Genomic DNA, 12,701 nt, shown 5'->3' on the forward strand with positions numbered 1-12,701 from the left:
AACTAATTTTACGGGTAAGGGTACATATGCCTATAAGTGAAGGTAAACAACCTAAAACCAACCTTCAATCCACACCAAAAAAAGAGGACTAAAAATCCTCTTGAAAATCTACAAATTTATTTTACGATAACTCCATAGTGTGACGGATGTGTAATCGGTTCCGTTCAACACGAGTTTCATTGTTCGTGCTGCGCACGCAACGAAACTCTAACTGTTAGTAGCTGGCATTTAATGTCTGTTTTCATATTCCTTTAAAATTTTGGCTTTATCGATTTCATCTCTTAAACTAATTCGTCCATCAAGTAAATATTCATAAAGTGGAATTTTATTGTAGTCAATCCCTTTCCAATAATTTTCTATAGCTTTAATGTCTTTTGTTTCAATATAATAATCAAACCATTGTGAGTCAGCTTTATGAAATAATAATTGAATATCTATATTTATAGGAACAATAAAAAAATCTTTTTTATTTGGAAACATATTTTTTAGCATAGTTCTTCCATCAAAATCATCATTAGCTAAATAGATGGATATTAATCGGCTAGGTAAATTTGGATTAACTTCTCTTCTAATTCTTTCGAATTCAAATTCTATTTTAGCAATATCATTAATTCTCTGTAATTCCTTACTATCGAATATTCTGGTATTTTCAATTCCCACCCCTAAAACCAAACCATTTTTTGACATATTTGCCATAGTTAGGAATTTTAACCTAGGACTTGTAAATGTATTTACACATTGCATATTTTTTAATTCTTCAATTTCCAATGTATAAACAGGGTGTAGTTCTTTAGATGTTCCGTAATGAGCGAGTGTAGATGTAGAAATACAGTTTGTAATACCAAAATTATGGCACACTAAAAAATCCTCAAGATCTACAAAATAAATATAATTGGAATTCATTTTACGTTTTTCTGTGATGCTTATTACTGCTAACTTGTTTATATACTCAGTTTTTACTCATTTAGTTGAACCTATACAACAAAACAGTGCTGTATTGGCTGAACTTTAAATTAAGTTTTTTTCAAAACCAAATATATAAAATATTCTTACAAATATTTATAACTCTCCTTATCAAAACCTTAAATAATTCCCATAAAAAAACTACGACCTTAAAATTAGAGCCGTAGTTCTTTTGTTATTTGCTATTGCAAATTGTTATTGCTATTGATTTTTATTTAATCAACGTTTTCAGTGTACTTATAAGCATCAATTACCTTTTTAACTAATCGGTGTCTTACAATGTCTTTATCATCAAGGTAGATAATTCCAATGCCTTCAATGTCTTTTAAAACCAATAACGCTTCTTTTAATCCCGAAATGGTTCTTCGAGGCAAATCGACTTGGCCAGGATCGCCTGTAATCATGAATTTTGCATTTTTCCCCATACGGGTTAAAAACATTTTCATTTGCGAATGTGTCGTATTTTGCGCTTCGTCCAGAATTACAAACGCATGATCTAAAGTTCGTCCACGCATGAAAGCTAATGGTGCAATTTGGATAATTCCTTTGGTAATATATTCCTCTAATTTTTCATTCGGAATCATATCACGCAATGCATCATAAAGCGGTTGCATGTAAGGATCTAATTTTTCTTTCATGTCTCCTGGAAGAAAACCTAAATTCTCCCCTGCTTCTACCGCCGGACGTGTCAAAATAATTCGTTTTACCTGCTTTTCTTTCAATGCTTTTACCGCCATTGCCACACCCGTATAGGTTTTACCCGTTCCGGCTGGTCCAACTGCAAAAACCATGTCGTTTTTATTGATTGTATCTACTAATAATTGCTGGTTAGGTGTCATGGCTTTTACAATTTTGCCTCCTACTCCATGCACTAAAATTTTGTCATTCGGACTCATTTTTTTGTCGTCTTGAACATCTCCTAAAATTACGCGCTCAATTACATTGTCATCAATGTTGTTGTAGCGGGTAAAATGAAGCATTAATCTTTGAAAACGCCTTTCGAACTCGTCCAGTATGTCTTTTTCTCCAAATGCTTTTAAAGTTGTCCCTCTGGCAACTATTTTTAATTTTGGATAGTACTTTTTAATGGTTTCAAGATGAGTGTCTTGAGCACCCCAAAACTCTTTTGGAGCGATGTCTATGAGCTCGATGATTCTTTCGTTCAAAGGGTATAGTTTTTTAGTATTACTAAATCGATTAAAAATCTAATCCATAGTGTGAGTACACCTAGGTTTTATTTGGTTAATATTTAGAATTTGTTTTTGCTTTTTTGCTTTGTATGAATTTACTAATTATTAGCTTTGCATTTCTCAAATTTAATGAAAATTAAGTTTAGATTTCACCAATAGTTATAAACAAAAATATGTCAATAATTACCCTTACTACCGATTACGGCTTGAAAGATCACTTTGTAGGTGCGCTGAAGGGTAAAATTCTATCTGAATACTCAGAAGCTCAAATTATTGATATTTCGCATGATATAGATCCTTTTAACACCGTAGAAGCCAGCTACATCATTAGTGCTGCTTATGCCAGTTTTCCTAAAGGAACCGTTCACCTCATTGGGGTTGACATGGAATTAAATAAAGAAAATTTACACATTGTAATGCAATGGAACGATTCTTATTTTATTGCTGCCGATAACGGTATTCTAAGCATGCTTTCGCAAAAAATAGTTCCGCAAAAAATTGTAGCCATCAACATTCACGACCGTTTGCCTAGTGATGCTTCGGGATTGGATGTTTTTGTAACCGTGGCTTGTCATATTGCCAAAGGTGGTTTGCTCAATGTAATTGGCAAAGAAATCAATGCGGTGAAAGAAGTGACCGAAATGAAGGCCGTAACCGCAAACGATAACAACAGCTTAAAAGGTCATGTTATTTACATTGATCATTTTGGGAATGTGGTGACTAATATTACCAAAAAACAATTCCTGGAAGTGTCTAAAGGCCGACCGTATGAAATCCAGATGAAGACGAAAAACATCAAAACCATATTACCTAATTATTCGGCGATTGCTATTTCAGAAAAATACCCCATTAAGAATTACGAAGGCGAAAAACTCGCTATTTTCAATGAAGCGGGTTATCTCGAAATTGCCATTTTTAGAAGCAATCCGTCCAAAATTGGTTCCGCAAGCAGCTTATTAGGACTCAATTATCGCGATGCCGTAACCATAGAATTTAAGAATTAAGTCCCGATAGCTATCGGGATAGATTGCTGATTAACGATTTAAGATTTTTGAAGTAGAAAAAAATGTTTACAAAGCTTATAACTCATAACTATTAACTCATAAAGAATGAAAGCCCTATTATTACGTGAAATTAAATCCTTTTTTGGTTCGCCCATAGGTTATTTAGTTATCGCCATTTTTCTAATCATCAACGGATTATTCCTTTGGGTTTTTGAAGGCGATTACAACATCCTGAATTCGGGTTTTGCCGATATGACTCCGTTTTTCAGCTTAGCTCCATGGATTTTAATTTTCTTAATTCCTGCCGTAACCATGCGCTCTTTCTCTGACGAAAGAAAACAAGGAACACTTGAATTACTGTTAACTAAACCATTGTCAATTTGGCAAATAGCAAACGGAAAATTTCTTGGAGCTGTATTACTAATTGTCATCGCTATCATTCCAACATTTATTTACGTTGAAGTAATTTCGAATTTAGGAATGCCCGAAGGCAATATCGATATGGGAAGTACCATTGGTTCTTATTTTGGGCTTTTATTTTTAATTGGTGCTTACACTGCTATCGGGATTTTCACTTCTACCCTTTCTGACAACCAAATTGTAGCCTTCATTCTTGCAGTGTTTCTGTGTTTCTTTTTCTATTTTGGATTCGAAGGTTTCGCCAGTATCATTCCTTCTTTTTCGTCATTTATTTCGGTTTTAGGAATGCAAAATCATTTTAAAAGTATGAGTCGCGGCGTAATTGACACTCGAGACATTATTTACTTTGTGAGTCTTGTGGTGGCTTTTCTTTCGTTTACTGTTTACCAACTTAAATCTTTTAAATTGTAATGATAGCTGCTAAAAAAAGAAAACTACAATCAGTATTGATTACAATTGCAATTCTGTTATTGATAAACCTAATCGGGAATTCGTTTTTTCACCGATTTGATTTAACTAAAGATCATCGCTATACCTTATCGCAAACTTCATTAAATATTATCAAGCAGGTAAAAGAACCGCTTTCGATAAAAATTTATATGGAAGGCGATTTGCCTGCCGAATTCAAAAGATTACAACAGGAAACCAGAGAGTTACTAGAAGAATTCCAAGCGTATAATTCGAATATTATTTTCGAATTTGTGAATCCTTTAGAGAACGAAGACGAAAGCATAGACAACATCAAATCGTTGTACATGAAAGGATTAACACCTGTAAACATAACGGTTGACGACAAAGGAAAACAATCGCAAGCTATGGTTTTTCCTTGGGCAATTGCAGTGTATCACAACAAAGAAGTCAATATTCCGCTATTGAAAAACATCATGGGCGCTTCCACTACCGAAAAAGTAATTGGCTCCGTTCAGCATTTAGAATATTCTATTGCCGATGCTTTGAATAAAATCACCAAAGAGAAACAAAAAAAGATTGCCGTAATTAAAGGAAATGGAGAAATCCAAGATGTTTTAATTGCTAAGTTTCTATTACAAATAAGAGAAAGTTACCACATTGGTCCTTTTACCTTAGATTCAGTTGCTAAAAATCCTGTTCCTAGCTTAGAAGCCTTAAAAAAGTATGATCTGGCTATTATTGCCAAACCAACTGAAACCTTCTCTGATGCCGAAAAACAAGTCTTAGACCAATTCATCATCAACGGTGGAAAAACCATCTGGTTAGTAGATCAGGTAACAGTGGAAATGGATAGTTTGTACAACGATGCCGGAGCTACTCTGGCTTTTCCAAGAGATTTGAATCTAAACGATATGTTTTTTAAGTACGGTATTCGAATCAATCCTGATATTGTAAAAGACGAACAAGGAAGTCCTATAAAACTGGCCACTGGCGAACAAGGAAGTGCGACGCAATACCAAGCTTTCAACTGGAAATTTGCACCTTTGGTTTATCCAGAAAGCCAACACCCTATTGTAAAAAACCTTGGCGGAATCAAATTTGATTTTGCTAATCCAATTGATACTTTAAAAAACGGAATCAAGAAAACCGTTTTATTGCAATCGTCCAAATATTCTAAAAAAGTAGGAACCCCTGCCGAAATTAATTTGAATATTGTAACCGAAGAAACCAGTCCAAATCATTACATCAATACCGGAAATATTCCAATGGCGGTTTTACTCGAAGGCAACTTCCGTTCGGTTTTTCAAAACCGGGTTTTAGCTTTCGACCAAAACAATTTTGAAGCCACAGGAAAAGCCAGCAAAATGATTGTTATTTCGGATGGTGATATCATCAAAAATCAATTGGATAAAAATTACGCACCGGTTGAATTGGGCTTTGATCAACGCTCCGGGAATTTATATGATAATAAAGATTTTCTGCTCAACTGCGTCAATTACCTGTTGGATGATACCGGACTTATTAACATTCGATCTAAGGATTTAGATTTACCATTACTGGATAAAGAAAAAGTATACGAAAATTATACACAGACGCAAGTCATAACTATCGGGCTTCCAATTCTAATTTTAGCAATTTTTGGAGTTGTATTTGGCTTTTTAAGAAAGCGCAAATACAGCAAATAGATGTTAATAAAAATTTTTCAATACTAGATTTGTTTACGATATATTTGTAAAAGTGTATCATTTGCAAATTCTAGAAAAAGATACCCTATTCCAATAAAAATAAAATATAATCTTCATATGAAATTTATAGTATCGAGTTCGTACTTATTAAAGCAATTACAAGTTTTAGGAAGCGTTATCAACAGTAGCAATACTTTGCCTATTTTAGATAACTTCTTATTTGAATTAGACAATAACGAATTAACTGTTTCTTCCTCTGATTTAGAAACAACTATGTCAGCTACTTTAGCAATCGATTCTACTAGTAAAGGAAGTGTTGCTGTACCTGCTAAATTGCTTTTGGAAATCTTAAAAACTTTCCCGGAACAGCCCTTAACTTTTACGGTTGAAGAAAACAACACTATAGAAATCAGTTCTAATTCAGGAAAATATGCCTTAGCTTATGCTCCAGGAGAAGAATTCCCTAAAGCAATAAACTTAGACGAACCTTCGGTAACTTTAGTTCCTGCCGATGTGTTAGCTACTGCGGTAAGCAAAACCATTTTTGCTGCCGGAAACGACGATTTACGTCCAGTGATGTCAGGAGTATTCTTTCAGTTTTCTCCACAAGGTTTGACTTTTGTTGCTACAGATGCTCATAAATTAGTAAAATATGCTCGTACAGATGTTACTGCTTCTCAAGTAGCCGATTTTATTATGCCTAAAAAACCATTGACTATTTTAAAAAATATTCTGGGTTCTTCTGATGCAGAAGTTAAAATTGAATACAACGATTCGAATGCTACTTTTTCTTTTGACAACTACGTGTTAATGTGTCGTTTGATTGATGGAAAATATCCAAATTACGAAGCCGTAATTCCGAAAGAAAACCCAAATAAATTAATGATTGACCGTTCTCAATTTTTGAGTTCTGTACGTCGTGTGGCTATCTTTTCGAATAAAACAACTCACCAAATTCGTTTAAAAATTGCCGGTGCCGAATTAAATGTTTCTGCTGAAGATATTGACTATTCAAATAAGGCCGAAGAAAGATTGACTTGTGATTATCAAGGAGATGATATGCAAATAGGTTACAACTCTCGTTTCCTTACAGAAATGTTAACTAACTTACAATCAGACATGATTATGCTGGAAATGTCATTACCTAATCGTGCTGGAATTTTAACTCCGGTAGATGGATTAGAAGACGGCGAAACAGTGACTATGCTTGTTATGCCAGTAATGCTAAATAGTTAAATAAAAATTAAGAAAATATTAAGTTTTATTTTTGATATTCAAATATAATACTTATCATTGCGAACTATTAACCAACCATTTTTTATATTTAAAAAACCGCGATTCCTCCTAGAAAAGCGGTTTTTTTTTGCTTTAAACTTTCCTTCCAGAATTAAATAATTTCCATTTTTTTCATCAAAAAAGTAGCGCTTTTATTTTGACAGATTCCTTTTCGAAGTTTATAATCAAAATGTAAATCGTTGTCTTTTATTTCAACTTCAAAACAATTATTACTTAATATTTCGGGATATTGATTAGTCGTTAAACAAACTTCAATATCGTGCGTTGCAATAACTCCAATGGCTTTTTTAGCAATTACCTTTTTAAGCACTTCGATTGTTCCGCTGCGTTTATCGTCTGAATTGGTTCCTCTCAAAATTTCGTCCAGTAATACAAAAGCAGGTTGAACTTCTAAAGCATCCATAATCTGTTTCAAACGCTTTATTTCGGCAAAGAAATACGATTCGCTATCCGACAGAGAATCCGATAATCGCATAGAAACTAAAACAGGCAAAGGATGCACCTGAGCTTCACTAGCGCAAACTACAGAACCTGTTCCTGCCAAAACCATATTGATTCCTAAACTTCTCAAAAAAGTACTTTTCCCCGACATATTTGAACCCGTCAAAATCACAAATGATTGAGGATAAAAAATACTATCATTCCCTACTCTAGTTTCCGGATTCAATAATGGATGGCCTAGATTTGAAAAATTAATTTTAAAATCGGTATTCAATTCCGGATAAGCAAATTCAGGATTGTTATATGAAAAATTAGCTAAGCTATTGAGTTTTTCAAATTCCCCAATTACTATCAACCAATCTTCAAGAGCTTCGGAATGTTCTTTTTTCCAATTTAACAATGCTTTCAAAACATGAAAATTAAATAGAAATGTACCATTGAAAACTGTGGCTGTAACTAAATTTGCAATAGTATCCATTCTCGAAAACAACTCTGATAATTTTTTCAAATGTGTACTAGCATTGGCTGATTTGAATTGCAGTCTTTTTTGCAAATCAATTAACTTTTGAGAATGAAATTTTTCATCTTCAATTTTTTTTACCAACAAACCATATTGAGCAATAATCTTATCGATATTTTCGGCATTTGCAATTTCGCTTTGAATTCGTTTGAAAAATTTGCCTAGAAACATTAAATTAATAACAAACACATACGATGAACAACTCAAAAAAATAGTGTTGTCAGTAATCAAATAAGCTATAAAAGTCCCTAAAAACAAAGCAGGAAAAACATAAGAAAGAAAGATAGCCGTTTTTGATAAATCTGAACCAGAACTTTTATTCCATTTCAACAAAGCCTCATAACTATTTTGATTATCCTGACTTACTTTGGCGAAAGCCAAAAACTCCTGACGCCAATCTATTTTTTCATTCAATTCTTTAACTGACTGTTGATTATCTATAATCTCCTGATTAGAAACTTTATACAATAAAGTAGTAGCCAATGTCTTTTTTCCAATAAAAGTAGCGGTTCTATTAAGGTATTGAAACAACGAATGCTCACCAAAAATATCTAAATCGTAAGCATACGGATGATGAAAATCCTGAAACTCACCACCATTTTCAAAAGGGATTTTTTCTCTTTTTAGAAACGAAATTTCATCTTCATTAATTTTCACCAACGCCTTCGTTAAGAGTCTTTGAAAAGACAAACGAGAATGAATTCGCATTAAAACCAAAAAAGTACCGAAAAACAACACAGCCAGAATAACCCAAAAACCTTCCGATTTTTGAATGTAAAAATAGATTGAAGTTAAAAACAGAAAAATACTCAACAACCGAAACAAACTAATTGAATTGTATTTGGTGTTGATTTTGCTTAATTCACTGGTAAAAAAAGCAACCTTAGATTTATAAATGTCCATAATATATCAAATGAAAGACAAATATAAACTAGCCTAGTAAATAAGTGAGAAAAATTAGGTAAAAAAAACTATTTAATTGGAATGGCTAAAACCGGAATATCCAAATGTGATGCACAATCATTAGTCAGGCTATGATGAAATAAGTTTTCGAAAAAATTGCGTTTATAAGTTAACATAACCAAAACATCTACTTTTTTAAACATAATAAAATCCAGAATACTCTCTTTGACCTCTTCACTAAAAATAACATTGAATTCAACAGGCTCATTAGCAAATTCATGTTCCCATTCTTTAATGGTTTCTTTTGTCACATCAGAACTGTCTTTTTTAACATAAAGACATTTGATTTTTGCGCCCATCTTTTTAGCCAATTTTAAAACTTTCTTCAATGCTGGTTTGTCTTTATCTCTAAAACGGGTGGTAAAAACAATGTTTTTTACAGGTTTAAATTCTGTATTCGCAGGAATACTAAAAACGGGAATACTTACATCTGAAATAACGGCTGTAGCATGCGTTCCCAGCAATACTTCTGACCATCCTGTTGCACCTTCCGTCCCCATAATTACATAATCAATATTGTCTTCTTTGATGGCTCTTTCTATTGTGCTCAATAAATTGCCATCCATTAATCGATGTGTCATTTTAATTCCATCCAAATTGCGTTTTTGGGCAATAGCATGCAGTTTAGGCAGCTCGTCCTTAAAAATTTCAAATTGAGTCAATTCGACTGATTCATAAATCAGCATGTAATTTTCCGGGAAATACTGACTATCAAAAACAGGCAAATCAAAGGCATGCAATAACACTAACTCACCGTCAATACTATTAGCAAACTCTAAAGCATGTACAAAAGCATTGGTTGCAGCTTCAGAAAAATCGGTAGGAAATAAGATGCGTTTCATTTTAAACAACTTAAAAAATTAGACATCAACTAGTAGAATAAAGATACAATTTTAACGCTTTAATTCCCAACAAATTGTGGTTTTATATTCACACGCTAAACAATACTTCATTAGATTTAGTACCTTTGCAACCAATAATTAAGAAAATGCTAAACAACGATTCTATAGTAGCACTAGCCACAGCTTCAGGTGCCGGAGCCATTGCAATTATCCGTATTTCTGGCCAAGATGCCATCAGTATTGCTAATGCAGTTTTTAAATCGATTAAAAACAAAGATTTAACCCAGCAAAAAACACATACATTGCATTTAGGACATATTGTTGATGGTGCTAAAACCTTAGATCAGGTATTAGTTTCTATTTTCAAAGGACCTAATTCTTATACAGGTGAAAATACTGTTGAAATTTCCTGTCACGGTTCTACTTACATTCAGCAGCAAATTATCCAATTATTGCTTCGAAATGGCTGTCGAATGGCCGATGCGGGTGAATTTACGCTGCGTGCTTTCTTGAACGGAAAATTGGATTTATCCCAAGCCGAAGCAGTTGCCGATTTAATTGCGTCAGACAATGAAGCTTCACACCAAATTGCAATGCAGCAAATGCGTGGTGGTTTTTCGAATGAAATTGCTAAACTGCGTGAGGAATTATTGAATTTTGCTTCTTTAATCGAACTCGAATTAGACTTTGCCGAAGAAGACGTAGAATTTGCCGACAGAAGTCAGTTTAACGAATTATTGAACCGAATCGAATTTGTTTTAAAACGATTGATTGATTCATTTGCCGTTGGAAATGTCATCAAAAACGGAATTCCCGTAGCTATTGTGGGGGAACCCAATGTTGGAAAATCAACACTTCTAAATGCTTTATTGAATGAAGAACGCGCCATTGTTTCAGACATTGCCGGAACCACTCGTGATACGATTGAAGACGAATTAGTCATTGGCGGAATCGGTTTCCGATTCATAGATACTGCAGGAATTCGTGAAACCCAAGATTATGTAGAAAGTATCGGAATCAAGAAAACTTTCGAAAAAATAGAACAAGCACAGGTGGTTTTACTTTTAGTTGACAGCTCTCAATTGACAGCGGAAAGTTTGCCAAATGTCAAAATTGAAATTGAAAAAATAAAAAATCAATTTCCATTAAAACCACTACTTATTATTGCCAATAAATCCGATTTATTATCCAACGAAGTCCTAACTTTTATTGAGTCAGAACTCAAAACAGAAAACTCTAAACTTATAGCTATTTCAGCTAAAAACAAAGTTGGAATCGATGATTTAAAAAATGAGCTGCTATCGTTTGTCAATACAGGTGCTTTACGCAATAACGAAACAATTATAACCAATACAAGACATTACGATTCTTTATTAAAAGCTTTAAATGAAATCCAAAAAGTAAAATACGGACTAGAAACGAATCTTTCCAGCGATCTTATAGCACTAGACATTAAAGAAGCTTTATACCAATTCGGAACCATAACAGGTCAGGTCACAAATGACGAATTGCTGGGGAACATCTTCGCTAATTTTTGCATCGGGAAATAACAGAACAAAACATCGCAAAACAACAACAAACGAGTTAAATACAATGAAAAATTTAACTCGTTTTTTTATTTATCCCTTTTTATATTCCAAGACAGAAACATCAAAAAATCAAAGAACAAATGTATAAGTCTAAAACTTGCGGTGAATAATCAACTTAATCACCGCATTTTTTAAACCTAGATTATTGGAACATTTGCGTTTTGTTTTCCAATAAATTCAAATACTTTTCTTTCATATCGACTGACAGAAAAGAAATTTCAAGTAGTTCTTTCCATTTTGGAATTAGTTGTTGCATTTGTTGCAGGATTGTAGCAATTGTTTTTTCATTGAGTTGTAATCTATCTTTAGCATAATAATCAACAAAATCAGCCGCTTTTAAATTACTTTTTTTTCCTTTCAAGGTCAGTGCAATTTCTTCTTCAGGATTTTTAATTGCTATGGTAGAACTTAAAAAATCATATACAGGAGTAAGCGTTGTTTTACCATTTTTGGTAATCAAGGAAAAATTTTTTAAATGCATATCTTCATTTCCAGTAACATAACAAAAAAGAATTCTTTTAAAAAAGTCTGCTTTTTCAATAGCTGGAAAAGAACAATATTCGTCAAGTACAGGAATCAATTTTTCCATCGTAAAACGGTATTTTGTATCTCTTGTATTTCCTGTTAATTGAGCAAAATCTTCTGTAGCCAGTTTTTTTCCTTTACCGTAACGATCAAAACGCTTAATAAAATAAGACAAACTACCATCCTTAGCATACACCATACCGTGAAATGGCACTTCTAAACCAAACACTTTAGCCATTCGCATGGTTACATCTTCATTTTCTGGCAATTGTGGAAATAAGTCATTTTGTGGTTTTATGATATAGGTTCCAAATTGGTCAACAATTTTAAATTCTTGATCCACTATTGATATAGCTGCGCTAAGCTTTGGTTGCACACCCTGTATGGATAGCTTTTTGGCTCTATTAGCCGCCTCCTGACGAAGTTCAACTGCAGTATAGGGTAAATCGTTTAAATAAGTTAGTTTGGGAGCAATCATTCGAAGTCCTTTTTCACTGTACTTATTCGTACCACACAATTCATACGTAATTGGGCATCTATTCATCTTCCATCAATTTAACCGTTACTGCTCCTACTAGATCGTTTCCTGTTGCTATTAGTTGAGAGAAATAATCTTTTTTGTCAATTTTCACAATACGCAACAATCCCTCTAACATTACGCCTTCAGGTAATAAACCTTCAAAAAATGGAGGAAAGGATTTATAAGCATATTTTTTGTGACTTGTAGGCATGGTCAATGAAACAGCTTCGCCTTCATAATTTTCATCATACTCAAAATTATAATCATTTGAAGCTATTTCGGTTAAAATACCAGCACTTTTTCCATGCACTAATATGATTGCTTTTCTCATG

General features: G+C 33.4%; 11 protein-coding genes. 5 read left to right on the forward strand and 6 right to left on the reverse strand.

Features of this window, described 5'->3' with window-relative positions:
* Positions 1-228 precede the first annotated feature (228 nt).
* Both GTZ96_RS06900 and GTZ96_RS06905 read right to left on the reverse strand, forming a co-directional pair.
* Entirely contained in the window at positions 229-903 is a 675-nt protein-coding gene (locus tag GTZ96_RS06900) for a hypothetical protein (RefSeq protein ID WP_161642242.1), read from the reverse strand.
* A 275-nt stretch (positions 904-1,178) separates the two neighbouring features.
* A complete protein-coding gene (locus GTZ96_RS06905) occupies positions 1,179-2,129 on the reverse strand; it encodes a PhoH family protein (protein WP_161642244.1) in 951 nt (316 codons plus the stop codon).
* A 197-nt stretch (positions 2,130-2,326) separates the two neighbouring features.
* Between GTZ96_RS06905 and GTZ96_RS06910 the strand changes: the two genes are divergently transcribed.
* The 4 genes from GTZ96_RS06910 (at position 2,327) to dnaN (ending at position 6,909) form a co-directional block, all read left to right on the forward strand.
* Positions 2,327-3,157 carry an SAM hydrolase/SAM-dependent halogenase family protein gene (locus tag GTZ96_RS06910; RefSeq protein ID WP_161642245.1) on the forward strand — a complete coding sequence of 277 codons (831 nt, stop codon included), beginning with the start codon at positions 2,327-2,329 and terminating at the stop codon, positions 3,155-3,157.
* 105 nt (positions 3,158-3,262) lie between these two features.
* Entirely contained in the window at positions 3,263-3,988 is a 726-nt protein-coding gene (gldF, locus tag GTZ96_RS06915; RefSeq protein ID WP_161642247.1) for a gliding motility-associated ABC transporter permease subunit GldF, read from the forward strand.
* Entirely contained in the window at positions 3,988-5,673 is a 1,686-nt protein-coding gene (gene gldG, locus GTZ96_RS06920; protein ID WP_161642249.1) for a gliding motility-associated ABC transporter substrate-binding protein GldG, read from the forward strand. Before gldF ends, gldG begins: the two co-directional genes overlap by 1 nt.
* Positions 5,674-5,790: 117 nt before the next feature.
* Positions 5,791-6,909, forward strand: a complete 1,119-nt coding sequence (gene dnaN / locus GTZ96_RS06925; protein ID WP_161642251.1) for a DNA polymerase III subunit beta — start codon at positions 5,791-5,793, stop codon at positions 6,907-6,909.
* 151 nt (positions 6,910-7,060) lie between these two features.
* On the opposite strand, the gene GTZ96_RS06930 is transcribed toward dnaN, so the two are convergent.
* Entirely contained in the window at positions 7,061-8,833 is a 1,773-nt protein-coding gene (locus GTZ96_RS06930) for a MutS-related protein (protein WP_161642253.1), read from the reverse strand.
* A gap of 68 nt (positions 8,834-8,901) precedes the next feature.
* Entirely contained in the window at positions 8,902-9,735 is an 834-nt protein-coding gene (locus tag GTZ96_RS06935) for a universal stress protein (RefSeq protein ID WP_161642255.1), read from the reverse strand.
* Positions 9,736-9,881: 146 nt separating this feature from the next.
* On the opposite strand from GTZ96_RS06935, the gene mnmE reads away from it, so the two are divergent.
* On the forward strand, positions 9,882-11,285 hold the full coding sequence (mnmE, locus tag GTZ96_RS06940) for a tRNA uridine-5-carboxymethylaminomethyl(34) synthesis GTPase MnmE (protein ID WP_161642257.1): 1,404 nt from the start codon (positions 9,882-9,884) through the stop codon (positions 11,283-11,285).
* A gap of 181 nt (positions 11,286-11,466) precedes the next feature.
* Here mnmE and GTZ96_RS06945 read toward each other — a convergent pair whose 3' ends face one another.
* Positions 11,467-12,393, reverse strand: coding sequence for a HipA domain-containing protein (locus GTZ96_RS06945; protein WP_161642258.1), 927 nt, complete (start codon positions 12,391-12,393; stop codon positions 11,467-11,469).
* Positions 12,386-12,700, reverse strand: a complete 315-nt coding sequence (locus tag GTZ96_RS06950; RefSeq protein ID WP_161642260.1) for a HipA N-terminal domain-containing protein — start codon at positions 12,698-12,700, stop codon at positions 12,386-12,388. The genes GTZ96_RS06945 and GTZ96_RS06950 overlap by 8 nt, the downstream gene beginning before the upstream one ends.
* Between the last annotated feature and the right edge of the window lies 1 nt (position 12,701).

It is taken from the genome of Flavobacterium undicola (assembly GCF_009909155.2).
Lineage (GTDB): Bacteria > Bacteroidota > Bacteroidia > Flavobacteriales > Flavobacteriaceae > Flavobacterium > Flavobacterium undicola.